The organism is Parafrankia colletiae (genome assembly GCF_001854655.1).
Lineage (GTDB): Bacteria > Actinomycetota > Actinomycetes > Frankiales > Frankiaceae > Parafrankia > Parafrankia colletiae.
This window is the reverse complement of record NZ_MBLM01000163.1, coordinates 217,275-243,805: the sequence shown is the minus strand read 5'-3', so window position 1 is coordinate 243,805 and position 26,531 is coordinate 217,275. Positions and strand designations below refer to the sequence as shown.

At 73.4% G+C, this 26,531-nt stretch carries 23 protein-coding genes and 1 riboswitch; of the genes, 12 read left to right on the top strand and 11 right to left on the bottom strand.

Annotated elements, in window-relative coordinates:
• Nucleotides 1–147 precede the first annotated feature (147 nt).
• Nucleotides 148–1,131, top strand: coding sequence for a DUF5926 family protein (locus tag CC117_RS30915; RefSeq protein WP_198542044.1), 984 nt, complete (start codon nt 148–150; stop codon nt 1,129–1,131).
• 37 nt (nt 1,132–1,168) lie between these two features.
• Nucleotides 1,169–2,344, top strand: a complete 1,176-nt coding sequence (locus tag CC117_RS30910) for a geranylgeranyl reductase family protein (RefSeq protein WP_071091216.1) — start codon at nt 1,169–1,171, stop codon at nt 2,342–2,344.
• Nucleotides 2,345–2,354: 10 nt separating this feature from the next.
• Here the strand turns inward: CC117_RS30910 and CC117_RS30905 are convergent, their stop codons facing one another.
• The 4 genes from CC117_RS30905 to CC117_RS30890 form a co-directional block, all read right to left on the bottom strand.
• Complete coding sequence (locus tag CC117_RS30905; RefSeq protein ID WP_071090946.1) at nt 2,355–4,235, bottom strand: MinD/ParA family ATP-binding protein; 1,881 nt, start codon at nt 4,233–4,235, stop codon at nt 2,355–2,357.
• Nucleotides 4,236–4,423: 188 nt separating this feature from the next.
• A complete protein-coding gene (gene larB / locus CC117_RS30900) occupies nt 4,424–5,221 on the bottom strand; it encodes a nickel pincer cofactor biosynthesis protein LarB (RefSeq protein ID WP_071090944.1) in 798 nt (265 codons plus the stop codon).
• Between the two features lie 41 nt (nt 5,222–5,262).
• Nucleotides 5,263–6,207: a phosphotransferase gene (locus tag CC117_RS30895; RefSeq protein ID WP_071090941.1), complete on the bottom strand. Its 945-nt coding sequence runs from the start codon at nt 6,205–6,207 to the stop codon at nt 5,263–5,265.
• 16 nt (nt 6,208–6,223) lie between these two features.
• Nucleotides 6,224–7,468 (bottom strand): hypothetical protein, encoded by a 1,245-nt coding sequence (locus CC117_RS30890; protein ID WP_071090938.1) that lies wholly within the window; start codon nt 7,466–7,468, stop codon nt 6,224–6,226.
• Between the two features lie 648 nt (nt 7,469–8,116).
• Here CC117_RS30890 and CC117_RS30885 point away from each other — a divergent pair.
• The 8 genes from CC117_RS30885 (at nt 8,117) to CC117_RS30850 (ending at nt 16,339) form a co-directional block, all read left to right on the top strand.
• A complete protein-coding gene (locus tag CC117_RS30885; RefSeq protein WP_084133046.1) occupies nt 8,117–8,986 on the top strand; it encodes a GNAT family N-acetyltransferase in 870 nt (289 codons plus the stop codon).
• Nucleotides 8,983–9,876: a dihydropteroate synthase gene (gene folP / locus CC117_RS30880; protein ID WP_071090935.1), complete on the top strand. Its 894-nt coding sequence runs from the start codon at nt 8,983–8,985 to the stop codon at nt 9,874–9,876. Before CC117_RS30885 ends, folP begins: the two co-directional genes overlap by 4 nt.
• Nucleotides 9,873–10,268: a dihydroneopterin aldolase gene (gene folB / locus CC117_RS30875; protein WP_071091209.1), complete on the top strand. Its 396-nt coding sequence runs from the start codon at nt 9,873–9,875 to the stop codon at nt 10,266–10,268. Before folP ends, folB begins: the two co-directional genes overlap by 4 nt.
• Nucleotides 10,265–10,801: a 2-amino-4-hydroxy-6-hydroxymethyldihydropteridine diphosphokinase gene (gene folK / locus CC117_RS30870; RefSeq protein WP_071090932.1), complete on the top strand. Its 537-nt coding sequence runs from the start codon at nt 10,265–10,267 to the stop codon at nt 10,799–10,801. Before folB ends, folK begins: the two co-directional genes overlap by 4 nt.
• On the top strand, nt 10,798–11,235 hold the full coding sequence (locus CC117_RS30865) for a DUF3180 domain-containing protein (RefSeq protein WP_071090928.1): 438 nt from the start codon (nt 10,798–10,800) through the stop codon (nt 11,233–11,235). Before folK ends, CC117_RS30865 begins: the two co-directional genes overlap by 4 nt.
• A gap of 199 nt (nt 11,236–11,434) precedes the next feature.
• On the top strand, nt 11,435–12,034 hold the full coding sequence (locus CC117_RS38310) for a hypothetical protein (protein WP_198542043.1): 600 nt from the start codon (nt 11,435–11,437) through the stop codon (nt 12,032–12,034).
• Between the two features lie 80 nt (nt 12,035–12,114).
• A complete protein-coding gene (locus tag CC117_RS30855; RefSeq protein WP_071090922.1) occupies nt 12,115–14,616 on the top strand; it encodes a helicase C-terminal domain-containing protein in 2,502 nt (833 codons plus the stop codon).
• Between the two features lie 85 nt (nt 14,617–14,701).
• A complete protein-coding gene (locus CC117_RS30850; RefSeq protein ID WP_071090921.1) occupies nt 14,702–16,339 on the top strand; it encodes a DNA repair helicase XPB in 1,638 nt (545 codons plus the stop codon).
• A 13-nt stretch (nt 16,340–16,352) separates the two neighbouring features.
• On the opposite strand, the gene CC117_RS30845 is transcribed toward CC117_RS30850, so the two are convergent.
• The 4 genes from CC117_RS30845 to thrC all read right to left on the bottom strand — a co-directional run bounded on the left by CC117_RS30845 (nt 16,353) and on the right by thrC (nt 21,893).
• Nucleotides 16,353–16,946 carry a Uma2 family endonuclease gene (locus CC117_RS30845; RefSeq protein ID WP_071090918.1) on the bottom strand — a complete coding sequence of 198 codons (594 nt, stop codon included), beginning with the start codon at nt 16,944–16,946 and terminating at the stop codon, nt 16,353–16,355.
• Nucleotides 16,947–17,273: 327 nt separating this feature from the next.
• Nucleotides 17,274–18,896: a chaperonin GroEL gene (groL, locus tag CC117_RS30840; RefSeq protein WP_071090915.1), complete on the bottom strand. Its 1,623-nt coding sequence runs from the start codon at nt 18,894–18,896 to the stop codon at nt 17,274–17,276.
• Nucleotides 18,897–19,351: 455 nt separating this feature from the next.
• On the bottom strand, nt 19,352–20,281 hold the full coding sequence (locus CC117_RS30835; RefSeq protein ID WP_071090913.1) for a polysaccharide deacetylase family protein: 930 nt from the start codon (nt 20,279–20,281) through the stop codon (nt 19,352–19,354).
• 334 nt (nt 20,282–20,615) lie between these two features.
• Entirely contained in the window at nt 20,616–21,893 is a 1,278-nt protein-coding gene (gene thrC / locus CC117_RS30830) for a threonine synthase (protein ID WP_071090910.1), read from the bottom strand.
• An 8-nt stretch (nt 21,894–21,901) separates the two neighbouring features.
• A riboswitch (SAM riboswitch) is annotated at nt 21,902–22,022 on the bottom strand.
• A 181-nt stretch (nt 22,023–22,203) separates the two neighbouring features.
• Here thrC and CC117_RS30825 point away from each other — a divergent pair.
• Both CC117_RS30825 and CC117_RS30820 read left to right on the top strand, forming a co-directional pair.
• Nucleotides 22,204–23,010: an HAD family hydrolase gene (locus CC117_RS30825; protein WP_071090907.1), complete on the top strand. Its 807-nt coding sequence runs from the start codon at nt 22,204–22,206 to the stop codon at nt 23,008–23,010.
• 55 nt (nt 23,011–23,065) lie between these two features.
• Nucleotides 23,066–24,565: an alpha,alpha-trehalose-phosphate synthase (UDP-forming) gene (locus CC117_RS30820; RefSeq protein ID WP_071090904.1), complete on the top strand. Its 1,500-nt coding sequence runs from the start codon at nt 23,066–23,068 to the stop codon at nt 24,563–24,565.
• Nucleotide 24,566: 1 nt separating this feature from the next.
• On the opposite strand, the gene otsB is transcribed toward CC117_RS30820, so the two are convergent.
• Genes otsB through CC117_RS30805 form a run of 3 tightly spaced genes read right to left on the bottom strand, consistent with a single transcriptional unit; the run spans nt 24,567 to nt 26,423 of the window.
• Complete coding sequence (gene otsB, locus CC117_RS30815) at nt 24,567–25,445, bottom strand: trehalose-phosphatase (protein WP_071091206.1); 879 nt, start codon at nt 25,443–25,445, stop codon at nt 24,567–24,569.
• A gap of 47 nt (nt 25,446–25,492) precedes the next feature.
• Nucleotides 25,493–26,125, bottom strand: a complete 633-nt coding sequence (locus CC117_RS30810; RefSeq protein ID WP_071090902.1) for a LytR C-terminal domain-containing protein — start codon at nt 26,123–26,125, stop codon at nt 25,493–25,495.
• A gap of 10 nt (nt 26,126–26,135) precedes the next feature.
• Nucleotides 26,136–26,423, bottom strand: coding sequence for a DUF3263 domain-containing protein (locus tag CC117_RS30805; protein ID WP_241830576.1), 288 nt, complete (start codon nt 26,421–26,423; stop codon nt 26,136–26,138).
• Between the last annotated feature and the right edge of the window lie 108 nt (nt 26,424–26,531).

Below are 26,531 nucleotides of genomic sequence, written 5' to 3'. Positions count from 1 at the left end.
GGCCTAGCCTTACCCTCCTACAGATCCGCCCCGCGGCGCCCCGCGTCCCGCGGGCCCGACCGCGGAGGCCCACCGATCGCTCGCCGTACGACGCCCAGCCGTCACGAAACCAGATCCGACGCCAGGTCCGGCACCAGCTCCGACCCGGTGCCGTCCGTCGGGCCCCGTCAGCCCTGCCCGTGCGGCTCCGGCCGGCGGTACAAGGCATGCCACGGGGAGCGCAGCCGCCCCGCCCCGGTCCTGCGGCCCTTCGCCGGCCGGGTGGACGAACCCGACCTGGTGGCGCTGCGCGAGTTCGTCCCCAGCGCGACCGCGCCGCTGACCCTGTCGGCGACCCACCTGGCGGACAATCCCGATCACGCCGACCGGCGGATCATTCTCGGCACCCTGCTGCCGCAGGCCGCGGCCGCGGTCGTCCGCGACGACGGCGAGATCCTGCTCGCCATGCAGACCCTGGTGAGCGGCCTCGACCCCGCGGCCGACCTGGCCGGCGCGCTGCTCGCGGCCCTCGACGCGAAGCCCGGATCGGTGGTGGACGGCCCGCCGGCCTCCGCTCCCGCCGCGGTGGAACGCCTCTCCGGTGGGCTGGCGGCGCTGCCCCGCCTCCCCGACCTGCTCGACCCGGCACCGCTGGAGATCACCGTCCACCCGGGTTTTGCCTGGTGGGTGCCGTCGTCCGACGGCGTCGAGCCCAGCGCGGAGGTGACCGCGAGCCTGGACCGAGCGAACGCCACCGTGGTCCCGACCGCGCGACTGGGGTCCGTGCCGGCCGCCTACTGGTGCAGCCCCGGTGACCGGGTCCACCTGCGCTGGGCGCTACCGCTGGGCTCGGCCGGCCCGGACGTCTCGGACGTCTCGGAAGAGGCCGTCCTCGACGCGTTGGCCCGGGTGTCCGCCGCCGACAAGCTCACTGTCGGTGACGGATCCCGCTTCGTCGGGTCCTTCCGTGCGGACGGCCTCGTAGTACCGGTGTGGGATCTGGAGCCCGACGCGGACGCCGACTCCTGCGAGAAGCCGGCCGCCCAGCTCTGGTCGGTGCTGCGGGAGGCCCTCGCCGACCCGCGCGCGCTCACCTCCCAGGAGCGGCGAGTACGCGCCGGCGTCGTCGGGCGCACGCTTACGCTCCGTTAGGTTCGACGTGTCCCCCGAGATCCGTGCCCGTCCGATCGTGGCCTCCGAGGGCCACCAACCCGGCCCGGACACCGAGGACTACGACGTGGTCGTCCTCGGCRCCGGGCCGGCGGGCGCGGCCGCCGCGCGCTCGGCGGCCGAAGCCGGCGCCAGCGTCTGCGTGCTGGAGCGGATGGACGTCCCCCGGTACAAGACCTGCGGCGGCGGCCTGGTCGGCCTGTCGATGGAGCACGCCCGGATCGATCTCGCCCCGCTCGTACGGTCCCGGGTCGACGCACTCACCATGACGCTGGACGGCCGCCGCACGGTGACCCGCCGGCGCCACGACGGCCAGCCACTGCTGTCGATGGTCATGCGCTCCGAGCTGGATGCCGCGCTGCTCGGCGCGGCGAAGGCCGTCGGCGCCCAGATCCGCACCATGGCCCATGTCACCAGCCTGCGCGAGGACGCGCGGGCGGTGACGGTGGGCGTTCGATCCGCTCCGGCGGTGCGGGCCCGGGTCGTGGTCGGCGCCGACGGCACGTCGGGCCGGGCCGGCAGCTACGTCGGCGTCCACTGCGACCAGGTCGACCTCGGGCTCGAAGGCGAGTTCGAGGTGCCGGCCGCGATGGCCGAGACCTGGGCCGGGCGGATGCTGCTCGACTGGGGGCCGCTGCCCGGCTCCTACGGCTGGGTGTTCCCGAAAGGGCGGGTGCTCACCGTGGGCGTCATCGGCTCCCGCGCCGAAGGCCCGGCGCTGCGGGCCTACTACCAGGCGCTCGTCGAGCGGCTCGGGCTCGCGGCCATGCCCCGGCTGCACGACTCCGGGCATCTGACCCGCGTGCGCGCCGACGGTTCGCCGCTGCGGCGCGGCCAGGTCCTGGTCGCCGGCGATGCCGCCGGGCTGCTCGACCCGTGGACCAGAGAGGGCATCTCCTTCGCGCTGCGCTCCGGCCGGCTCGCCGGCGCCGCCGCCGCCGCGGCCGCGGCCGGCGACCGCGCCGCCCTCGACCGCTATCCCGGGCTGATCCTGGACGTCTTCGGCACGGAGATCGCCGCCAGCCGGACGGTGCTGGCGGCCTTCGCCCGTCGCCCGGCGCTCATGCACGCCATGATGGCGGCCTTCCCCGGCACCTTCGGCCTGTTCAGCCGGATCGTGGACGGCCGCTCCACGGTGGCCCGGCAGCTGCGCCGCCCCGGCGTCGCCGCCGCCGTCGCTGCCCTCTCGAAGTGAGCCGCGGGCCCTACTGGAAGCGCTCGGCCACCGCTCCCGCGATCTCCTCGTAGGCCCGGCGGGTCTCCCGACGCAGCTCGTCGAGCATGATCGGGCCGCCGGCGGCGAGATGAGGGTCGAACGGCACCCGGACGACCTGGCGGGTCCGTGCCGCGAAATGGTCCTCCAGCGCGTCGACGTCCACCGCCTCACCGTGCTGCGGGAACATCGTCATCACGGTGATGGCCTCGCTGACGTGCGGGTGGTAGCCGTGGGCGTCCAGCCAGTCGAGCGTGCCGCTGGCGCTGGCCCCGCCGTCCGCGCTCGCGCTGCTGACGATCACCAGTGTGTCGGCGAGGTCGAGCACGCCGCGCATCGCGCTGTGCACCATGCCCGTCCCGCAGTCGGTCAGCAGGATCGAGTAGTGYCGCTGCAGGATGTCGTCGACGGCCCGGTAGTCCTCGTCGGTGAAGGCGTCCGAGATCTCCGGGTCGCTCGCCGAGGCCAGCACCTCCAGCCGCGACTCGGCCTGTGACAGGTAGCGCCGGACGTCCACATAGCGGTGCAGCTGGTCGGCGGCCTCGAGCAGGTCCCGGACAGTGTGCCGGGTGGTGCTCTCCACCCGGGCCCCCAGGGTGCCCCGGTCCGGGTTCGCGTCGATCGCGACGACCCGGTCGCCGCGCAGGCTGGCCAGTGTCGATCCGAGCGAAACCGTGGTCGTGGTCTTCCCGACGCCGCCCTTGAGGGACAGGACCGCGATGCGGTGGCAGTCGTCCAGCGGGGTCCGGATCCGGCTCAGCAGGCGTCGGTACCGGGCCTCGTCCGGGGACGGGCCGGGGTTCAGCGCCCCGGCGGACACCTGGTAGACCAGCCGCCGCCAGCCGCGGGAGGCGGTGTCCGGCACCGCGGGCAGCAGCGCCCCGGTGGACAGCCCGGCCGCCTGCTGCGGGTCGTACGGGTCGTACGGGTCGTACGGGTCGTACGGGTCGTAGGGGTCGTACGGGTCGGGGTACGGATGCTCCGGCCGCTCCTCGAAGGGCGTGAACGACCGCTCACGGCCCGGCTCCTGCTCCCAGGGCCGGTCGTCCGGCTCCCAGCCGGGACCCTCGCCCTGCTCGCGCTCCCGCTCGTACCCGGCGGGTTCCGCCGGCGGAACGCCCTCCGGGACGTCGGCTGGAACGTCGGCTGGCGGGTCGCGGAGCCAGGACGCGACCCGGCCGGAGCGGTACGGGCCGGTCGCCGAGCCCGGCGGCGGTAGCGGTGGCGGCGGTGGTGCCGGGTACTGCGTCGACGGCCGGTACTCACCGGTCGCCGGCCCCGCTGCCGGGGAGAGGCCGTGGTCGAGCAGCGGATCGAACGTCCGGGTGGGGACACCGTCGATCATCCGGTTCGGCCGGGGCGACTGCGGCGCGGGAGGATCCGCCTCACCCGCCCCTGGCCGGATCGACGGCCAGGTGTCACCCCCCGACTCGGACGGCGGCGGCACCGGCGGCTGGGACACGGGTGGCCGGGATACCGGCGGCGGTGCGGGCCAGGCCGGCGGGAGCGGGGCTGCAGGGGCCGCGGGAGGCGCCGGGGGATCGCTGACCGGCCAGTGTGCCAGCCACGAGGCTGCGGCCGGGTCAGCCGCGGGCGGTGGCGGTGGCGGGGTGACCCGGTTCGGCCGGCTGTCGAAGGTGCCTGGCCCGTCGAAGGTGCCTGGCCCCCCGACGTCGATCCCCCCGACGTCGATCCCCCCGACGTCGATGCCGCCCACGTCGATCGCGTCCACGGGCGCGCCGGAGAGCCAGCCCTGGTGGCCGGTGGTCGGCTCGTCCGGCCGCACGGCCTCGTGCGAGCCGGTCACCTCGACGGACATGCCGCCGAACRGCGACGGGCGGCCCCCGCCGCCGATATCGTCAGTCCTGCTCATGATCGCGTTCTCATGATCCTGCCTGAGATGAACGACCGCCGTGTGGCGACGTCACACGGTCGACCCTGCCCCGGCACAATGTCCAGCCCCGCTCCTCCGTTCGGGCGGTCGGTGATGGGTCCTCACCCAGGATGACACGACTCGATGGACCTCGGCACGGCACGGGGCGTCACCAGGGCACGAGAGGACTACGCGCGGCGGGCCACCCGGGCGGCGAACAGTCCCGCGCCGAAGCCGTTGTCGATGTTGCACACCGCTATGCCCGGAGCGCACGAGGTGAGCATGCCGAGGAGCGCGGCGAGCCCACCGAAGCTCGCTCCGTATCCGACGCTGGTCGGTACCGCCACCAGCGGCGTCCCGACCAGGCCGCCGATCACGCTCGGCAGGGCACCTTCCATCCCGGCCACGACGACCAGGCAGTCCGCGCGGTCCAGGACCGGCCGGGCCGCCAGCACCCGGTGCAGCCCGGCGACGCCGACGTCCCGGACGATCTCCACCCCGGCGCCCGCGGCTGCGGCGGTCATCGCCGCCTCCTCGGCGATGTGGGCGTCCGAGGTGCCGGCGGCGACCACCGCGACCAGACCGCGCGGCTCAGGTAGCTCGCCGACCACGACCGTCGCAGGACGCCCGCCCGCGCCCGGGTCGGCACCGGAACTAACCCAGGCGTCAGGCCAGCGTGCCCGCAGCGCAGCCACGGTGGCGCCGTCCGCCCGGGTGACCATGGTGGGCCGCGCCTCGCCCGAGGCCCGGCGCAGGGCGTCCACGATGCCGACGGTCTCCGCCGCGGTCTTGCCCGCTCCGAAGACCACCTCCGGATCACCGGTTCGGATGCCCCGGTGCGTGTCGACCCGCGCATACCCGAGATCACGGAAGCCCGAGCCGTCGGTTCCCATCGGGCCGGCGGCCAGCTCGGCGGCGGCGGCCTCCGGGGTGACCTCACCGTCGGACACGGCGTGCAGCAGGGTCCGCAGACGTTCGGGGTCCATACCGCCGATGCTGCCACCACCGATGCCGCTGCCGCCGTCGGTCAGCGGTAGGGGGCCCAGACCGTCCGGTCGGCGGCCCCGGCGCGCAGGCTCCGGAGACGGACCGCGAACTGCGCCGCGGCGCTCGGGCTGCTGGCGAGGACGGGCGCCACGCTCGTCACGAGCTTCAGCTCGCGGACCGCGCGCAGCACCGGGAACCCGTCCCAGGCCGTGACGTCGAAACCGTAGGCGCGGGCAAGTTCCTCCTGCGGCTGCGGCGGCCGGCCGAAGCGCACGGCTCCCAGTGCGACCGGCACCAGATCCCACTCGGCCGGACCCAGGCAGGTCGCGTCGAAATCGCAGATCACGACGCTGTCCGGAGCGGTGTGGATCAGGTTTCCCAGATGTGCGTCCCCGTGGATGACGGCCCGCGGCAGCACGTACCGGACGCTCCTGAGCGCGTCGGAGACCCGGAGCGTGAGGCCCTCCAGGAAGGCACGGTCCGCGGCCGGCAGGCCCTCGGCGTCCGAGAGGCGCCGCCGGACGTCGTCGAGCGGATCCCAGGCGGGCAGCGGTGGCTCGGGTGGCGCGAGCGCATGCAGGCGCAGCAGGACGTCCGCCAGGCTGCGGGCAGGATGCGCCGCCGGCCGGGTGACGGCCGCGGGCGGAGCGGCGTCCCGCCAGACCGTGGCGTGCCAGCCGTCGACCACGACAGGTGCGGGTACGCCGGGGAGGAGCCGCACCGCGGGCATCCCGTGCTCGGCCAGCCACCGCGCCACCTGGACGACCTTCGCCACCCGGTGGTTCATCGCGGTGGAACTGGCGATGCGTACGACCGCCGCCTCGCGAGGCAGCCTGTACACCGCGTTGACGGTCAGCTTGATCGGTTCGGCGTCCCGATCGTCAAGGCCGACGCTGGCGCAGAGCCGGGCAAGCGCCTGCCGGGAGCGCGCCGCGGTGAAACGGCCGGCGGGGCCGGGCCCGGCAGCCGCGGGTTCGGTGGCCATGATCGGTCACGGGCGGCTAGAGATCCAGCGGCGGCGGGGGAACCGCGGTTCCCGGGCCGGGCCGTTGGCGCGACGCCGAGCGTTGCCACTCCCGGACCAGCGCCGCCAGCTCCCGGACTCCCCGCACCTCGCTGTGCGGGGAGGTGGCGGTCAGCAGCTGGTCCGCCCGGCTGGAGACCGAGGCGACCGTGCGGCCCCAGGAGATGCCGATCGCGTCGGTCGCGAGCTCACAGACCCGGTCCAGCTCGAGCCGGCCCTGGCGCGCCATCGCGAGCGCCAGATCGAACCGGATGACGGAGCGGAAGCCCGGCGCGTCCATCCCGTCGAGCTGCGGCATGGCCAGGTCGGCATGCTCCTCGGCGGCGCGGGGGCGGCCGAGCAGGCACAGCGCCGTCGTCGCGTTGTAGGAGACCTCGACCGGGTGGAACGTGTCGAAGCTCGGCCCGGGACGGCCCCACTGGTCCACCGGGATGGCGTCCGCCAGGTCATAGGCCCGGTCCAGGCTGCCCGCCGCGCCGCGCAGATCACCCATCGCGGCGAGCGCCCGCGCCTCCTGGCAGACCAGCCTGGCCCGGACGGGCCCGCTGCCGACGTGGCGCATCCCGTCCCGGGCGAGCCGCAGCGCCTCGCCGGGCCGCCCGACGTAGAACTCGTTGACCGCGCCGACCTCGCGCGCCGAGCCGCACAGTGGACCGTCGCCGGCCTCGACGCCGGCCAGGTAGCCCTCGGCGGCGAGATCGCGGGCGGAGCCGACGTCGCCCTGCTTGAAGGCCGCGTCGGCGCCGAGCACCGCGACGCGGCCGGCGAGTACGAGCAGCTGTTGCGAGTCCGCGGTGCCCATCGAGCGGCGCCCGAGCCGCTCCAGGCCGCGCCGCAGCCGGGCCGTCCTGGCCCGCACGTGGGCGGGCGGCACGACCTCGTGTGTGTTCATGAGCTCGCCCAACGCCTCGTTCGCGCGCTCGAGGGCTAGCTGTACCGGGCTGGCCGCGAGCACGTCAGCCACCTCCATGATCGGGCTCTGGGCGAGCAGCGCGCTGACGACGGCAGCACCCGCGGACAGCTGGAACTGCCGACGATCGGTGCCGTTCGGTTCCGCGGCACCGGCACCGGCTGCCCAGGTGAGGTCGTCCGGGGCCTGGCGCTCCGGAGGCTGGGCGGGATAGTCCTCGGGCCGGTCGTCCGGGGGCGTGCGGGCCGGGGGAATGAAGATCTCGTCGAAACCCGGCACGGCCAGCGGCGGGGGTCCGTCCGACTGCGGCATGCCCTGATCCTTCCTGTGTGTCACGAGGCGCGTTCGTGACCTTGCGCTTTCACGCTAGGGGCGGGAAAGCGCCGCGGCCGGCGGGCCGCTGGACGGCCACGGGGCGGACCACGGTGATCGCGAGGCGCCTCGGCCCCCCGTGCGTATGCCGATGCTCGTGCGAATGACACGTGCGGACGGCGGATGCGGTTGTCGGGTGCACCAGCCGATGCTACGAGGYGTGGATGTCGGACAGTGACGGGCTTGCGTCACAGCAATGTGGCCCGTCGGTGGTTGTGTCAATGGTGTTCYGGTTATGAGATTTTGGTCGGCGGTGGAACGGCGAAGGATCTTCCAGTGGGATCCCTACCCACTGGATCTTCTTTACCGCCTGAGGCATATGTAACGTTTATCTTCGTTTAGGGGTGCTGCTGACCGGCCGGTCGATGCCGCTGCCGGACGGTGGACGACGCTGCCGGACGGTCGATGACAGCGGTGAACTCCCGTTTCCGAGTGTGGGTGGGTTGTATGGATGTCGGTCGTCCCCGGACGGATCGGCGGTTCGCGACGGCGACGGCGGCGGGCCGGGCGCATCCGCGCGGCCGGGGGAGGCGATCGGTAGCCTCAGTTCCGTGGTCGATGTGTCCGCGGGGTGTTCGCGGAGCTTCCGTGGTCGCTGATCCGGCGCGCCTCGCCGGAGAAGACGCGCTGGTGGCGCCCCGGCGGGAGCTGCCCGTGGGCGATGTGGCGCTTGCCTGCCGGCTCGAGGACCTCGCGCACCGCGCCTGGCCGCCCCTTCGGGAGGAGGCCCATGCGGGCTGGGTGCTTCGGGAGTCGGCCGGCTCCTCGCGCCGAGGGAACTCGGTGTGGGCCCGGAACGACGTCCCGGACCTCGCCGATGGTCTTCGCGTGGTCCGATCCTTCTACGAGGCCGTGGGCCTGCCACCGACCTTTCAGGTCACCCCCGTCGCCCGTCCCGCCGGCCTGCTGGACGCCCTCGACGCCGCCGGGTACGACGACGCCGGCCCCACGGACGTCTGCGTCGCACCCGTGGCAGGCCTGCTCGTGGCCCGTCCCGGGAACGGGCAGGTCGAGGTGACCCACGCCGACCTGCCCGACGAGCGCTGGCTCGCCGTCGCCGGGCGGGTTCTCACCACCTTCGCCGCGCAGCGCGCCGGTTCACTCGCCGTGCTCCGGGCGATGACGCTGCCCCAGCGCTACGTCACCCTCCACGTCGACGGCGTGCCGGCCGGCGTCGGCCGCGGCGTCCTCGACGATGACTGGCTGGGCATCTACAGCATGGCCACGCTGCCCGGCGTGCGTGGCCGTGGCGCGGCGGGCCGGGTACTCGCCGAGCTCGCCCGGTGGGCGGGCGCCGGCGGGGCCAACCACGCGTACCTGCAGGTCGAGCGGGACAGCATCGCCGCCCGGGTGCTCTATGCCCGCCGCGGTTTCCGGCCGGTCTACGGCTACAGCTACCGCAGACTGCCCGCACCGGCGCCGGCCGGCCCGGCAGGGAACGGGGCCGCCCGCTCATGAGCGCATCCCCCGCGGACCTGTTCGCGACCGACGCCCCGACCAAGATCATGGGCGTCGTCAACGTCACCCCCGACTCGTTCTCGGACGGCGGCGCCTATCCCGACCCGGCCGACGCCGTCCGGGCCGGTCAGCTCATGATCGATCAGGGGGCCGACATCGTGGACGTCGGCGGCGAGTCGACGCGCCCTGGAGCGCCCCGGGTGTTCGCCAGCGAGGAGCTGCGCCGGGTGCTGCCCGTCGTCGCCAAGCTGGCCTCCTCGGGCGTGCCGATCAGCATCGACACGAGCCGCGCGTCAGTCGCCGCGGCCGCGGTCGACTCCGGTGCTCTGCTGGTCAACGACGTCTCCTGCGGGACGAACGCCGACCTGCTGCGCATCGTCGCCGAACGGGGCGTCCACTACGTCCTGATGCACTCGCGCGGGTCCAGCGCGGACATGGGCGCCCTGGCGGTCTACGACGATGTGGTCACCGAGGTGGTGACCGAGCTGTCCGCCCGGCTCGAGGTGGTCCTGGCCGCCGGCGTGGCGGAGGACAAGGTGATCATCGACCCGGGCATCGGGTTCGCCAAGACCGCGGCACACAACTGGGCTCTGCTGGCGAACCTGGACGCACTCGCCGCCCTCGGCCGTCCGTTGCTCGTCGGCACCTCCCGCAAGTCGTTCCTCGGCTCGGTGCTGAGCGGCCCCGGTGAACCGCCCCGGCCGCCGGACGACCGGGATGCCGCGACCCAGGCCACGACCGTGCTGCTGGCCTCGGCCGGAGTGTGGGCGGTGCGGGTGCACGCGGTACGCCCCGCGGTGGACGCCGTCCGGGTGCACCGGGCGTGGCACGCCGCCGGCCCCGCCCGCCCGGCCCGCCCGAGGGCCTGTCCGGTCGGACCGCCCCGGTGACGGCGGTAGCCGGGGCCGGACGCGACCGGGTCACGCTGACCGGGCTGCGGGTGCACGGGCGGCACGGCGTGCTGCCCGCGGAACGCGAACTCGGCCAGTTCTTCGTCATCGACGCCACCCTCTGGCTGGACACCGGCCCCGCCGCGGCGACCGACGACCTCACGCTGACCGTGCACTACGGCGAGCTCGCCCAGGCCCTGGCGGACGTCGTGGCCGGCGAGCCCGTCGACCTGATCGAGACCCTGGCGCACCGGCTGGTCCGGGTCTGCCTGGCGGACCCCCGGGTCGACACGGCCGAGGTGACCGTGCACAAGCCGGCCGCACCCGTGCCGCTTCCCTTCACTGACATCGCGGTGACCGTCGCCCGCTCCCGGCAGGATCTCGCCGGATGAGCCCGGCGGGCGGCGGCCATGCCGTCGTGGCGATCGGCTCCAACATCGGGGACCGGCTCGCCTTCCTGCGCGGCGCGGTCGCGCAGCTCGACGCCACGCTCGGCGTGCATGCCACCTCACCCGTCTACGAGACCGAGCCGGTCGGTGGGCCCGACCAGGACGACTACCTCAACGCCGTCGTCCTGGTCGGTGCCGCCGAACCGGCGTCGCTGCTGGCGGCGGCGCGGGCCGCGGAGGAGGCTGCCGCGCGGGTGCGCACCGTCCGGTGGGGCCCGCGGACCCTCGACGTGGACATCATCGCCTGCGGCGACACCCGCAGCGACGACCCCGACATCCTGCTGCCGCACCCGCGCGCCCACGAGCGTCTGTTCGTCTGTGTGCCCTGGCTGGACGTCGAGCCGCAGGCCTCGCTGGTCGGGCATGGCCCGGTGGCGGACCTGGTGGCGCGGCTGCTCGCGGTGCCGGGCACCGCCGCCCCGCGGCGGACCGCCCTCGACCTGCCGGCCGGGAACACACCGGGACCGCGGCGGTGAGACCCACCCACGTACGTGACCTTCTCCTGGTCGCCGTCGTGGCCGGCGCGCTGGTCTACCTGCTGCTGTGGTGGAGGTACCAGTCGCTGCCGCAGGTGCCCCCGACGACGTCCCTGTCCGTCCTGCTGGTGGGGCTGATCGAGCTGCAGGTGGCATCGCTGACGAAGCGACGTCTCGCCGGCCGGCCCGGGACCCGCCCGATCCTGCCGCTGACCGTCGCCCGCCTGGCCGCGCTCGCGAAGGCGACGTCCGTGGTCGGCGCGGCGCTGGCCGGTGGCTGGACCGCCCTGCTCGCCTACACGGCCCCCCGCACCGACGAGTTCGGGACTGCCGGCGGTGACGCCCTGGCCGCCGGCCTCGGCCTCGGGGCCACGGCCGTGCTGATCRCCGGCGGGCTGGCCCTGGAGCGGGTGTGCCGGATCCCCGGCCGCTGACGGTCCACCACAACGCCTGTTGGCGAACCGACCACGCTACCCTGGGATTCGGTTGTCCGGCACGAAAGGGACGGGTGTGGTCACTCACGGCCAGGACACGTTCTCCGGCCCTGACGACGGCCGGGCCGGTTCGCCTGCCCGCCCGGTGCCCGGTCGCCCGGTGGTCGTCGGGCGACCCCGCCAGGCCGGAGGGCGCCTGGTGTCCTTCGGCGACCTGCGTGGTCAGCCGGCGCACCAGCCGCAGCCGCAGCCGCAGCCGCACCAGCCGCAGCCGCAGCCGACCTGGACGACGCGTCAGCCGCCGCCGGGGCCTCGGCCCGGTCCGGCTCGCGGACCGGCCCGCCGCGCGGGTTTCGACCCGGCGGACATGGCGACCGAGCCAGCTCCTGGTGCTCGCCACTCCACCCCCGTCCCTGGTCGGGTGCCGACGCCTCCTCCCGCCGCGCGGACATCGGGGCTGGAGAGCGTGGGCACCACCGGCCACCAGGAGCGCGTCGCCGCCCGCCCGCCCGCGGCGCCGCGGCAGCCTCCGCGCCGTTTCGGCGAGGAGTGGGGCGAGATCGCCCCGCCCCGCCCCGCCCCCCAGCCCGGCTCCGCGCCCCGGCCGCGCCACCATCGGCGCCGGCCGCTGTCGACCGTCTGCAAGGCGCTCCTGGTCTGCACGATGCTCGTGGTGGGGGTCTCGGTGGGCCGTGCGCTGGCCCTGCCCGGCGATCAGGACATCCTGTCCCGGCTGGCGGGCTGGGCCCGCGACAACCACCTCTCGGTCGTGGTCGACACCGTCCAGGATCTGCGCTGACCGATCTGGATGGACCTGACCGGGCCTGCCCGGCCACGTCCGGCCTGACCGGGCCCGGTGGGGCGGCTACCGTCATCAGGATGTCCTCGTCCTCGCTGGCCGCCTGGCTGCGCGCGCTGCCGGACGACGCTCTGGCCCGGCTGTTCAGCCTCCGGCCGGACCTCGCCACCCCACCGCCGCCCGATTTCGACATCCTCGCGGCCCGGCTGGAGATCCGGGGGAGTGTCGCCCGAGCGCTGGAACGGCTGGACGCGTTCACCCTCGAGATCGTCCAGGCACTCACCGTGCTGCCCAGYCCCGCGTCCTACCGTGAGCTGGCTGTGTTCTGCGGCGGTCTCGAGGTGCGCACCGCGGTCGACTCCCTGCGTGAGCGTGCCGTGATCTGGGGTCCGGACGAGGCGATCCGGCTGGTCGGTGTCGCTGTCGACCTGTTGGGGGACCGCCCGCTCGGCCTCGGTCGACCGGCACGGAAGTGCCTGGGGGTGTATCAGCTTTCCCAGCTCGTGCGGGTGGCCGCCGCCGTGGGGCTGCCCATGGCCGTCTTCGCCGACACGTCGGTGGCCGCCGAGCAGGGCCGGCGCGAAGGCCTCATCGAGATGGTGTCCGCCGTGCTCGCCGAGCCCGCTCGGGTCGCCGCGCTGCTCGACGGGTGCTCGCCGCGTGCCCGGGAGGTCGCCGGACGTCTTGCGGGTGGTCCGGCGCTCGGCGCGACGAACGACGCCGAGCGGCTCCTCGACGTGGCCGCGGCGCGCAGCCCGGTCGAGGAGCTGCTCGCCCGCGGGCTGCTGGTCGGGATCGACGCCGCCACCGTCGAGCTGCCGCGGGAGGTGGGCCTGCTGCTGCGCGGAGATCGCCCGGCTGGCGAGCTGCATCCCGAACCACCCGAGGTCACCGGCCGTGAGGTGGGTGCGGGTGCTGCCGACCCGGCCGCGGCGCTGGCCGCCGAAGCGCTGGTACGGGCGGTGACCACGCTGCTGACGGCCTGGGGGTCCGTGCCGGTCACGCCGCTGCGCACGGGTGGACTCAGTGTGCGTGACCTGCGTGCCGGTGCCCGTCTGATGGATCTGCCGGAGYCGGCGGCGGCGCTGGTCATCGAGACGGCCGCCGCTGCCGGGCTGGTGGATGCCACCCCGGGCACCGAGGTGCAGTTCGTGCCCACCAACGCCTACGACCGCTGGTGCACCGAGTCGGTGGCCGAGCGCTGGGCCGTCCTCGCGGAGGGCTGGCTGCGCTCACCGTCGGCGTCCTGGCTGGTCGGGGGGCGGGACGAGCGGGGGCGTCAGCTCGCCGCGATGTCCTTCGACACCCGGCGCCCCGGCGTCCCGGAACTGCGAGCCGAGGTGCTGCGCGCGATCGCCGCCGCGCCGGACGGGGTCGCGCCGACCGCGGACTCCGTCCGCGCGCGGCTCACCTGGCACACGCCCCGCCGCACCGGCGCGCTGCTTGACAGCATGATCGAAGGGACGATGGCCGAGGCGGAGCTGCTCGGCCTCACCGGTCGCGGCGTGCCGAGCACGCCCGGGCGCCTGGCCGCCGGTCGGGGCGCGGCTGGCGGCGGCGGCGAGAGCCTGATCCGCCGGCTCGCGGACGCGATGGAACCGCTGCTGCCCGAACCCGTCGAGGAGCTGCTGATCCAGGCGGACCTGACCGCCGTCGCCCCCGGCCCGCTGGTGCCGCGGGTGGCCGGTGAGCTGGCCCGGATGGCCGACATCGAGTCGGCCGGCGCGGCCACCGTCTACCGGTTCACCGAGGCCTCGCTGCGGCGCGCCATGGACGCGGGCAGTGCGGCCGAGGACCTGCACGATCTTCTCCGCTCGCTGGCGCGCGGCGGCGTCCCGCAGACCCTGACTTACCTGATCGACGACACGGCCCGGCGGCACGGCCGACTGCGGTCCGGGCCGGCCGCGTCCTACCTGCGCTGCGACGACGTGGCGCTGCTCACCGAGGTGGTCGCCTCCCGGCACACCCAGGCGCTGGCGATGCGCCGGGTGGCCCCGACGATCGTGATCTCCTCGTTGCCCGTTGCGGAGCTGCTGGAGGGGCTGCGCGCCGCCGGTTTCGCCCCCGTCGCCGAGGCCCCGGACGGGCGGATCGTGCTACCTCGCCCCGAGGTGCACCGGACCCCCGCCCGACCGCGTATCCCCACCGGCGGCGCCGGTCCCAGCGGCGGCGCGGGCGGCCGCGGGAACCCCGAGCAGCTGCTGGACGTCGTCCGACTGGTCCGGCGGGGTGATGACATCACGCGCGCCGCACGTGCGGCGCGGGAGTCCGCGGGCGAGGACCTCACGTCCGTCCGCTCCGCCCCGCTCATCCTGGTCACCCTGCAGGGCGCGGTGCGCGACGGCCGGCGCCTCCTGCTCGGCTACGTCGACCAGCAGGGGACGCCCAGCGACCGGGTGGTGCGGCCGAGCCAGCTGGACGGCGGCTGGCTCACAGCCTGGGACGAGCGCAGCGCGGCCCCCCGCCGCTTCGCTCTGCACCGGATCACCCGGGTCGCGGAGATCCAGGGATCGTTCGAGTCGCCACCGGTGCCCGAGGCCAGCGACTGGATCGTGCCCCCCACCGCGGACGAGCCCGCCTGAGCGGCGGGTCGAGCACCGGCCGCTGCCGGCTGTACCGTCGGATGCGTCGCGCAACGGAACCAGAATTGCGGAAGGCGGTGGCGGCTTGCCGGACGGCCCCCTGATCGTCCAGTCGGACAAGACCCTGCTGCTGGAGGTCGATCACCCGCTCGCCAGCCAGGCCCGCGCGGCGATCGCACCCTTCGCCGAGCTGGAGCGGTCCCCCGAGCACGTGCACACCTACCGGGTGACGCCGCTCGCGCTGTGGAACGCGCGCGCCGCCGGCCACGACGCGGAGCAGGTCGTAGACGCTCTCGTCCGCTACTCGCGCTACGCCGTGCCCAACGCGCTGCTGGTCGACGTCGCCGACACCATGGACCGCTACGGCCGGCTGCGACTGGAACAGGACCCGGTGCACGGCCTTGTGATGCGTGCGTTCGACCGCGCGGTCCTCACCGAGGTCACCCGGTCGAAACGGGTCGCGCCGATGCTCGGCACGCGGCTCGACGACGACACGATCGCCGTCCACCCGTCCGAACGGGGGCGACTCAAGCAGGCCCTGCTCAAGGTCGGCTGGCCCGCCGAGGACCTCGCCGGCTACGTCGACGGGGAGAAGCACCCGATCGAGCTGCGCCAGGACGGCTGGTCCATGCGCGACTACCAGAAGGGCGCGGTCGCCGGCTTCTGGGAGGGCGGCTCGGGCGTCGTCGTGCTGCCCAGCGGGGCGGGCAAGACCGTCGTCGGCGCCGCGGCGATGGCCCGGGCCGGCGCCACCACGCTGATCCTGGTCACCAACACCGTCGCCGGCCGCCAGTGGCGCACCGAGCTGCTGCGCCGGACGTCCCTCACCGAGGACGAGATCGGCGAGTACTCCGGCGAACGCAAGGAGATCCGCCCGGTCACGATCGCGACCTACCAGGTGATGACGGCACGCCGCAAGGGCGAGTACCTGCACCTGGAGCTGTTCAGCGCCCGGGACTGGGGTCTCATCGTCTACGACGAGGTGCACCTGCTGCCCGCGCCGGTGTTCCGGATGACAGCCGACATCCAGTCACGCCGGCGGCTCGGCCTTACCGCCACCCTCATCCGCGAGGACGGGCGGGAGGGTGACGTGTTCTCCCTGATCGGGCCGAAGCGCTACGACGCGCCGTGGCGGGAGATCGAGGCACAGGGCTGGATCGCACCCGCGGAATGCACCGAGGTACGGGTCACCCTCACCGACGACGAGCGGATGACCTACGCCGTCGCCGAACCCGAGGAGCGCTACCGGGTCTGCTCCACCGCACACAGCAAGAGCAACGTGGTGCGCCGGCTCGTCGAGCGGCACGCGGACGACCGGGTCCTGGTCATCGGCGCCTATCTGGACCAGCTCGACGAGCTCGGGCGGCTGCTCGACGCGCCGGTCATCCAGGGATCCACCCGGAACAAGGAGCGCGAGCGCCTGTTCGAGGCCTTCCGTACCGGGGAGATCACGACGCTGGTGGTCTCGAAGGTGGCCAACGTGTCGATCGACCTGCCTGAGGCCGGGGTGGCGATCCAGGTCAGCGGCACCTTCGGTTCGCGGCAGGAGGAGGCCCAGCGCCTCGGCCGGGTGCTGCGCCCCAAGGCGGACGGCCGCTCCGCCCACTTCTACACCGTGGTCTCGCGGGACACCCTCGACCAGGAGTACGCGGCGCACCGCCAGCGTTTCCTCGCCGAGCAGGGCTACGCCTACACCATCGTCGACGCCGACGACCTGGCCTGACCGTCGGGACCGGTCAGTCCTCGGGAGGGTCGATGAGGGCGGCCGGTGTCACGGTCACCGGGAAGGGGCGGGTGACGGTCAGCTCCTCGTCGCCGCGCACCACGCCGGCCGGCACGTAGCCGGAGCCGACCAGCTCGAACGCCTCGATGGTCGCGGCGTCCGGGTCCACCAGCCAGCAGACCGGGATCCGGAACTCGCGGTACAGGTCGAGCTTGAGCGTCCGGTCGTAGCGCCGGGTGCTGGTGTCGGCGACCTCGAGCACGGCGAACGGCGTCTCGGCGATCCGCCGCCGCTGCGGGTCGCCGACCGCGACCACAGCGACGTCCGGAACGACGAGGCAACGCGGGGACAACTCCACCTGCAGCCCGGTGAACACCTGCGCGCCGGACGTCGCCGACTCGCTGAGCAGCGCTCGCAGCCGGTCCGTCACCCGGGCGCGCAGCGGGGTCGGCCACGGGCGGGCGACGCACAGCCCGTCGAGGATCTCGACCCGCGCGTTTCCGTACGTGGTCGTGTGTAGATCATCGACCGTGACCGGCGGGGACGGCAGCGTGAGGGTCGGGCGGTGGGCCCGGAGCGGAGCGGGAGCTTGTACCACGTTGTTCATCGTGCTCCTTGCATCGTCCACTGTCTAAGGCAGAGGCGTTGACCCGCCGGTGCGAGACGGGGAGTCCGCCGGCGAGACAAAGTCTCTTGTCAGCATTATTACTGCCTGGTAACTTCACGTGCGTCGATCAGGGGTTTCGTGGCTGTCCCGTGGTCGATACGTGGGTCGCGACGGCTCCGTCCCGCATCCCGGCGCGCCCCGTGAATGGTCACCCGCCGCCGTGGCACCTCCCACCCGGCGGTCGGGTGACCGACCAGAAACGCGGAAGGGGCGGTCCCGGCCGAAGCCGGGACCGCCCCTTGCTCGCACAGAGCGGGGAAGCTGGACTCAGAAGTCCATCTCGCCGCCGCCACCCGGCATGGCCGGGGCCGGGTTCTTCTCCGGCTTGTCCGCGATGACGGCCTCGGTGGTGAGGAAGAGGCCGGCGATCGACGCGGCGTTCTGCAGCGCCGAGCGGGTGACCTTCGCCGGGTCGATGATCCCGGTGGCGACCATGTCGACGTACTCGCCGGTGGCCGCGTTCAGGCCGTGCCCGGTCGGAAGGTTGCGCACCTTCTCGACCACGACGCCGCCCTCGAGACCGCTGTTGAACGCGATCTGCTTGATCGGCGCCTCCAGCGCGAGACGGACGATGTTCGCCCCGGTCGCCTCGTCGCCGGTCAGGTCCAGCTTCTCGAAGGCGCTGGTGGCGGCCTGCAGCAGGGCGACGCCGCCGCCGGCGACGATGCCCTCCTCGACCGCTGCCTTCGCGTTCGAGACGGCGTCCTCGATGCGGTGCTTCTTCTCCTTGAGCTCGACCTCGGTGGCCGCGCCGACCTTGATGACCGCGACGCCGCCGGCGAGCTTCGCCAGCCGCTCCTGCAGCTTCTCGCGGTCGTAGTCCGAGTCGGACTTCTCGATCTCGTTACGGATCTGGCTGACCCGGCCCGCGATCTGGTCCGCGTCGCCGGCACCCTCGACGATGGTGGTCTCGTCCTTGGTGATGACAACCTTGCGGGCACGGCCCAGCAGGTCGACGGTGGTGCCCTCGAGCTTGAGGCCGACGTCCTCGGAGATGACCTGGCCGCCGGTCAGCACGGCGATGTCGGTGAGCATGGCCTTGCGGCGGTCACCGAAACCGGGGGCCTTCACCGCGGTGCTCTTGAAGGTGCCGCGGATCTTGTTCACGACCAGGGTCGCGAGGGCCTCGCCCTCGACGTCCTCGGAGATGATGGCCAGCGGCTTGCCGGCCTGCATGACCTTCTCCAGGATCGGGAGCAGGTCCTTGACCGCCGCGATCTTGCTGTTGGCGATCAGGATGTACGGGTCGTCGAGGACAGCTTCCATGCGGTCGGTGTCCGTGACGAAGTACGGCGAGATGTAGCCCTTGTCGAAGCGCATGCCCTCGGTGAGCTCAAGCTCCAGGCCGAAGGTGTTGCTCTCCTCGACGGTGATGACGCCTTCCTTGCCGACCTTGTCCATCGCCTCGGCGATCATGCTGCCGATGGCCGGGTCCCCGGCCGAGATGGAGGCGGTGGAGGCGATCTGCTCCTTGGTCTCCACGTCCTTGGCGACGCGGGAGAGCTCCTCGGAGACACTCTCGACGGCGGCCTCGATGCCCTTCTTCAGGCCCATCGGGTTCGCGCCGGCGGCGACGTTGCGCAGGCCCTCGCGCACGAGCGCCTGGGCCAGGATCGTCGCGGTGGTGGTGCCGTCACCCGCGACGTCGTTGGTCTTCTTCGCTACTTCCTTGACGAGTTCCGCGCCGATCTTCTCGTACGGGTCCTCGAGCTCGATCTCCTTGGCGATGCTGACGCCGTCATTGGTGATCGTGGGGACGCCCCACTTCTTCTCCAGGACAACGTTGCGACCCTTGGGGCCGAGCGTGACCTTGACAGCGTCGGCCARCTGGTTCATGCCGCGCTCCAGGCYGCGCCGTGCCTCCTCGTCGAAGGCAATGATCTTCGGCATGGTGTCTGGGTCCTCCCAGGGGGATGGCAGTTCGATGGCCTGGCCACAACGACGCCCGCGACGGACGGCCCGACTGGCTCCCCGCCTGAGCGGGAGGACGACCAGGAAGCCTCGTCGTTTCAGCCCTTGGCACTCCCATGTCGAGAGTGCCAGGTCCTGTTTAGCACTCGGCATGGGAGAGTGCAAGCTCGTGTCCCCCCGTGGGCCGGCGTGGCGCGGGGGCGCCGGGGTCGCCCCGGCTGCTGGGAGCAGGGCGGGAATCAGGCGTGGCTCAAGGGAGAATCCCGGCTGAACACCACTGATCCACTGATCCACGGATCTGGGCCGGCCCCGGAGCGAGCTGGGGGCAGGGATGCGGACACCCCGGAACCGTCCCGCGAACCGGCAGGGCACACATCGCGGATCGAGGTCGAGGCCACCCGCCGGTCGACTCGTATGATCTTGCTTCGCCGCGTCTACATCGCCTTGACTGTTGTGAAGCCGTAGCCGCGGGCGCGCAGTTCCCGGATGATCCCGCCCAGCGCCTCCGCGTCCAGGGTCGAGCGGTCCTGCGGGTGCGCGCCCACGTGCATGAGGACGATCTCGCCGCTGCCCGCGGCGGCCAGAACCCGGTCGGTGACGCTCTGCGCGCTCTGGCCGCCCGAGGTGCCCTTCCAGCCGAGTGTGTCGACCGTCCAGCGGACCGGCACATAGCCGAGTGCGTTGACCGCRCCGATCGTGCGCGCGTCACGGTCGCCGTACGGGAAGCGGAACCAGGGACGCGGGTCGACGCCGGTGACGCTCTGGATGGTCGACTGGGCGCCGAGCAGCTCGGCGCGCAGGTCCGCGTCAGCGAGCCCGGTGAAATAGGGGTGCGTGACCGAATGGCTGCCGATGACGTGGCCGCGGGCGGCGATGGCGCGCGCGGCGGCCGGGAAGGTCTTCACGAACTGGCCGGTGAGGAAAAAGGTGGCCGGTACGCCCTCCCGGTCGAGCGTCGCCAGGATCGGGTCCACACCATCCGCGCTGGCACCGCCGTCGAACGTCAGCGCGACGACTCGGCGCTCGGTCGGGATGCGCTCCCAGTCCCGGCCGAGCAGGCGCGCGGGCACGCCCGTGGCCGGTGTCGTCGGCTTCGCCGTGGTGGGCCGTGTCGTTCCCGCCGCCCCGCCCGACCCGGTCGTCGCCGTGGTGGGCGGGGCGGACGGACCCGTCGCCGTGGTGGGCAGAGCGGTGGGCGTGCCGGGGACGGGGCTCGGGCTGGGGGGCCGAGTTGTGCTCGTGGCCGTGGCCGTGGCGGGCGTTCGGCCGGGCTGCGTCGCGGTGTCGCCGGAGCCGCCGCAGGCGGTGAGCCCGACGGTGGACGCCACCGCCAGGGTGACCAGGGCCTGCCGTAAGCGTCGCATGGTGCCTCCTGGTGGCGGTGACGAAGTCCGGCCGACGTCTCGCCAGGAGGAGCCTTTCCCACCTATGGGCGTTGATCCGGGCGTAAGGCCTGATCCGGGCAGGCCGGACGTCCCCCCGTTATCAGCGCCGTGTTCAGAGGTGAGCCCCCGTTGGATTTCCGACTCGACCCTGGACCAGGTCCGCTTTTCCTTGCATGCGACGTCGGTCTTTGCCGCCGTGATCTCGGTAGGGGAGCGCGCTCCCGCGAAGCGGGGCCGGGGGRACCGAACGGACACCGACGACCGCGGACACAACCGTGGGACGAATCCCACCGCATGATCGGCCAGGCAGTGACTAGTCGTCRCCGAGGCCGGCGGCCTCGAAGGCGGAGAGGGATGGTGGGATCGTCGCGGTCGGGCCACCGGTGGACACCAGGGGGTCGAGGGTCTTGAGGCCGTCGCCGGTGTTGTAGATGACGGTCTCGACATCAGGGTCGAGGCGGCCCTCGTCCAGCAGGCGGCGCAGGCAGGCGACAGTGACGCCGCCCGCGGTCTCGCCGAAGATCCCCTCGGTGCGGGCGAGYAGACGGATGCCGTCGACGATCTGCTCGTCGGTGACGTCGGTGATGGCCCCGCCGGTGCGGCGGGCCACATCGAGGGCGTACGGGCCGTCCGCCGGGTTGCCGATCGACAGTGACTTGGCGATCGTCGAGGGCTTCACCGGAGCGACGGTGTCGACGCCCCGGGCGAAGGCGGACGCCACCGGGTTGCAGCCGGCGGCCTGGGCTCCGAAAACCTTGTACGGGGTGGGCTCGACGAGGCCGAGCCGGCCGAGCTCCCCGAAGGCCTTGTCGACCTTGGTGAGCAGCGAACCGGAGGCGATCGGGATCACGACCTGGCCGGGGAGCCGCCAGCCGAGCTGCTCGGCCACCTCGTAGCCGAGGGTCTTCGAACCCTCGGCGTAGAACGGCCGGACGTTGACGTTCACGAAGGCCCACTCGTACTCGCCGGCGAGCTCGCTGCACAGGCGGTTCACGTCGTCGTAGTTGCCCTTGATGGCGACCAGGGCGCCGCCGTAGACGGCGGTCGACACGGTCTTGCCGGCCTCCAGGTCGTGCGGGACGAGCACGACGGACCGCAGCCCGGCGGACGCCGCGTGCGCGGCGACGGACTGGGCGAGGTTGCCGGTCGAGGCGCAGGCGACGGTGGTGAAGCCCAGCTCGCGGGCGGCGGTCAGCGCCACCGAGACGACTCGGTCCTTGAAGGAGTGGGTCGGGTTCGCGCTGTCGTCCTTCACCCACAGGGTGCGCATCCCCAGCGCGGCGGCGAGGCGCGGCGCCGGGCGCAGCGGCGTCCAGCCGGCGTCGAGGGAGACCCGCCGCTCCGCGACGTGCCCGGCGGGCAGCAGGCCCACATAGCGCCACAGGTTGCGCGGCCCGGCCTCGATCGACTCCCGGGTGACCGTACGCAGCCGGTCCTCGTCGTAGGCGATCTCGAGGGGGGCGAAACACTCGATGCAGACATGGGTGGGGGACAGCGGGTAGGTGGCTCCGCAGTGCCGACAGGAGAGCGAGACGGCAGGATTTGCGGCTTCCGCGCTCGGGAGAGAGGCGCGCTCGGGCGCGAGAGTCATGCGGGAACTCCTCATCTTTCCCGGGCGCCGGCGTGCGCCCCGGGTCGGAATTAGCACCTGCCGCGCAGGGATGCGTCGGTGGTTGCCGGGGCTTCGCTGGGCCGTTCCCTCTGCCCCTCTGGATGAGCCAGATGAAGTTGTCTGTCCGTACTGTAGTCCGCGTGTGGGCGGACGTGCACCGTAGTTTATTCGGTCGGATCGCTGTCACGAACCTGTCGCCGCCGGGCCCRCATCGGCGCGCCCGCCGGCTGTCGCATGCTGTTGCCTATAGGCCTGTGACCCGTCGGACCCACCGCAGGGAGACCGTAGCGTGACAGTACGTGTCGTCTACACCGATCTTGATGGAACGATGGTCGGTCCGCGCGGCTGCTTCTTCCGAGCGGAAGGGGGCCCGACGACCCTGGAGCCGGCCCGCGCGCTCGTGGAGCTGCTCGATGCGGGCATCGCGCTCGTCCTGGTCTCCGGGCGGACCAGGCCGCAGCTGGTGGAGGCCGCCGGCATCTTCGGTGCGGACGGGTTCATCGGTGAGATGGGCGCGATCATCGGCTGGAACGGCGAACGCCTGATCGAGAGCGAGATCCTGCGCGGCGCGATGCCGGAGTCGTACGAGCAGGTGCCCGAGAGCCTGCTCGACGAGCTGATCGGGCTGCATCCAGGTCGACTGGAGCTGCACACACCGTGGCACGCCGGCCGCGAGATCGACGTCATGCTCCGTGGTCGGATCGATGTCGCCGAGGTGGATGCCTGGCTCGCCGAGACGGGCTTCGGGTGGCTGAGCATGCGTGACAACGGTCTCATCGCTCCAGCGAACATGCCCGATCTCGGCGTGGTCCCGCACGTGTACCACCTGGTGCCGGACGGGGTCAGCAAGGGCGAGGCCGTGGCCTACGACCTCAAGCGGCGCGGGCTCGACCCGACCGAGGCGATCGCCATCGGCGACTCGGCCAGCGACCTGGAGATGGCCCGCTCGGTGGGTCGGATGCATCTGGTGGCCAACGCGATCCGCCATCCGGACATCGCGGCGCTTCTCACCGGGCACACCAACGCGGTGGTGGAAGCCGGCTCGGTCGGGCTCGGCTGGGCGAGCGCTGTGCGCGGCGCCATCGCCGCTCCCTGACCGGATGACGCCACARCACGGCACCCGATGGCCTACGCTCCGCTGTGTGCGTCACATGCCGGGCATCGGGGAGCTCGCGGCGCCGGGGGGTGAGCGTTCGTCCCAGGCGGAACTGCTGGTCGCGTCGAACCGGGGGCCGGTGTCGTTCGCCATCGGGGACGACGGCGAGCTGCTTGCGCGGCGCGGCGGCGGTGGGCTGGTCAGCGGCCTCGCCCAGGTCGTGCAGGACACCCCGGACGGCGACGGCGAGCTGCTGTGGGTCTGCACGGCGCTCAGCGAGGCCGACCGGCGGGCCGCCCGCTCGGCGCCGGGTGGGCGCCTCGACCAGGTCGGTTTTGACACCGGTGGCGCGTCGGTGAAGATGCTCGACCTGGACCGGGTGCTGTTCGACCGCGCCTACAACGCGGTCGCGAACCGGACACTCTGGTTCGTCCTGCACCTGCTGCACTCGCCGTCGATGGAGCCGAGTTTCGGCGCGTCGTTCCGGCGGGACTGGGCCGCCTACGAGCACTACAACAGCGCCTTCGCCGAGGCGCTCGCCGAGCAGGCCGCTCCGGGGGCGTGCGTGCTCGTGCAGGACTACCACCTGACACTGGTGCCGGCTCTGCTGCGCCAGACCCGGCCGGATCTGCGCATCGCGCACTTCAGTCACACCCCGTGGTCGCCGCCGGAGTACTTCCGGATGCTGCCGGACAGYGTCGCCGCCGCCATCCTGCAGGGCATGCTCGGCGCCGACCGTCTCGGCTTCCTCGCCCCCGCCTGGGCGGCGGCGTTCCGGGACTGCTGTGCGGAGATCCTCGGCGCCCAGATCGAGGGTGACACCGTCTCGGCCGGCGGCCGTTCGGTGCGGACGAGCCTGTACCCACTCGGCGTGGACGCCCCCGAGCTGCGGGACCGCGCCTCCCATCCGGACGTCCGCGCCCGCGCGGCCGAGCTGCGGGAGCTGGCGGGGGACTGCCGCCTGGTGGTCCGGGTCGATCGCACCGAGCTGTCGAAGAACATCGTCCGTGGGCTGGACGCCTACCGCGAGTTCCTGCGCGCGCACCCCGAGTGGCACGGGCGGGTCATGCACCTCGTGTGCGCCTATCCGTCCCGGCACGACCTGCCGGAGTACCGCGAGTACACGGCGGCCGTGCAGCGGCTCGCCGCCGAGATCGAGGACGAGTTCGGCACGGACACCTGGCTGCCGGTGCACCTGGAGATCAGCGACGACTTCCCGCGGTCACTGGCCGCCATGACCCTCGCCGACGTGCTGGTGGTGAACCCGATCCGGGACGGGATGAACCTGGTCGCCAAGGAGGGGATGGTCGTCTCGGCCGAGGGCGCCGTGCTCGTCCTCTCCCGGGAGGCGGGTGCCTGCTCGGAGATGGCCGCCGACGCCCTCGTGGTGAACCCGTACGACGTCACCGCGACCGCGGACGCGATGTACGCGGGGCTGACGATGGCCCCGGCCGAGCGGCGCGCCCGGGCCGGGCGGCTCGCCACCGTCGCCGGCGCGCTGCCGCCCCGCGCCTGGTTCGGCGCACAGCTCGCGGAGATCCGCTCGGGCCCCTAGATCAGGCCCCGATGCGGTCGGCCAGGACCTCCAGCAGCGTGACCATGCCGGCGGGCCCGCCGACCACCAGGTCAGCGCGGGAACGCAGCACCTCCGGCACCTCGGGGCTGTCACTGCACACGGTGATCCCGCCGATGCCGCCGGCCCGCAGCTCGTCGACGGCATCGAAGGCCGGGAGGTCGCCGAGGTCGTCACCGGCCACCAGCACTGACCGGGCCTGCCGCTGCGCTACCAGCGTGCGCAGCGCCCCGCCCTTGTCATGCCCCGGTGGGCGCAGTTCCAGGACCCGCTTGCCGGGCGCCGCCTCCAGCCCGTGCTCCTGCGCGAGTCGGCTGAGGGCGGGTGCGAGCGCGGCAAGTGCCGCGTCCGGGTCAGCGGTGCGCCGCACGTGGACGACCAGGGCGTGCCCTTTGTCCTCGACGGACGTCCCGGCGGGGGCGTCGACCAGGGCCTGGGCCAGTGCGCCGCGCAGGGCGTTGACCCCGGGCAGCGGCTCGGGGCTGACGGTCTGCCCGGTCTCGGCGTCCCACCGTTGCAGGCCGTACTGGCCCAGGACGAACAGCCGGTCCAGGTCGGTGAACCGCTCGGCCTCGGTGAGTTCGAGGACGGCCTCCACCGGCCGGCCGGTGATGATCGCCAGGGTGCCGACCCGGCGGGCGATCCGGCGCAGCGCCGCCATGGCGCCGGGTGCGGGGACCGCGTCACCGGGCCGGGAGACGATCGGCGCGAGGGTGCCGTCGTAGTCGAGGGCGACCAGAGCCTTCTCCGGGGCCGTGAGCAGCGCGGCCAGGCCCGCGCCGCCGGCAGGGGTGCGCGGGGTCGGAGTGGGCTCGACGGTGGCGGGAGAGCCGGCGCGGGCGGGTGGCGAGGGTTCGGTCACGGTCCCTTCCCCGGTCACGTGAGGGGTGAGTGGCTGGTGGGCTGCCGTCAGGGCTGGTCGCCGGCCGGGAAGTCCCGGGTGATGACCAGGATGAGCGTGTCCGTCTCGATGATTCTCGTTTCCTCGCGGGGCACCATGCGCTCGACCCCGGGAACGGTCTCCAGCAGGGTGCGGGCGGCGTCGGCGTCCTCGGGATCGTAGAAGACGGTCGATACGGGAACGTTGTACCTGGAGAGGTAGTTTCCGACCCGTTCGACCCGGAAGCCGGCCGCCTCCACCCGGTCGGCGGCGTCGTCGGCGAGGCCCTTGAGCCGGGAGTTGTTCAGCACGACGACGGGGGCGAAGACCCGCGGAGCCGCCGGCGGAGGGGCCGCGGTCGGCGGTTCCACCGGAGCTGACTGCGGCATGGGTGACGGCGGCGGCGTCGGGACGGCGGTTGGCGTCGGGGACCGCGTCGGGCTCCTCGACGGGGTCTGCGGCGGCGTCGACGGCCGTGACGGGGTGCCCACGGCAGGCGGGGCCGGGGCGGCGTCGTCCGGGTCGGAGTCGGGCGGGCCGTTGAACAGGTTCACCAGCAGGATGCCGGCCAGTACGGCCAGCACGGCTACGGCGGTGGCAGCCGCCATGCGCAGGCGGTCACCTTCGCGGTGCCGGAAGGTGTCGTGGGAGCCACTGGGCACGGGGCTCTCCTCAGGCGTCGTCGGGACCGTCGTGGCCGGGTTCGCCGGCGCCGTCCAGGGGGCCTGAGCGGGCGCGCCGGCGTTCGTCACGCAGCCGCTGCAGTCGGCGGACGAGCATCGGGTCCGTGGCCAGCGCGGCTGGTGAGTCGATCAGAACGTGCAGGAGCTGGTAGTAACGGGTCGACGACAGGCCGAACTCGGCGCGGATGGCGGCGTCCTTGGCCCCCGGGTGCTGCCAGCGCAGCTTCTCGAAGGCCAGCACCCGGGCGTCCCGCTCGCTCAGGCCCTCCGCGTCCACGCCGCCCACTATTTCACCCCCTGGGCCCGACATCCCCGTTCGTCCCGCGGACACACCCGGCGCGTCGGTCACGCGCGCCCGAAAGTCCGTACACCCGAAAGTCCGTGG

Excerpts from the sequence above, each read along its gene's own strand:
- larB (WP_071090944.1), bottom strand. The coding sequence starts at position 5,221 with ATGGACCCCGAACGTCTGCGGACCCTGCTGCACGCCGTGTCCGACGGT.
- CC117_RS30890 (WP_071090938.1), bottom strand. The coding sequence starts at position 7,468 with ATGCCGCAGTCGGACGGACCCCCGCCGCTGGCCGTGCCGGGTTTCGAC.
- folP (WP_071090935.1), top strand. The coding sequence starts at position 8,983 with ATGAGCGCATCCCCCGCGGACCTGTTCGCGACCGACGCCCCGACCAAG.
- folK (WP_071090932.1), top strand. The coding sequence starts at position 10,265 with ATGAGCCCGGCGGGCGGCGGCCATGCCGTCGTGGCGATCGGCTCCAAC.
- CC117_RS30895 (WP_071090941.1), bottom strand. The coding sequence starts at position 6,207 with ATGGCCACCGAACCCGCGGCTGCCGGGCCCGGCCCCGCCGGCCGTTTC.
- CC117_RS30845 (WP_071090918.1), bottom strand. The coding sequence starts at position 16,946 with ATGAACAACGTGGTACAAGCTCCCGCTCCGCTCCGGGCCCACCGCCCG.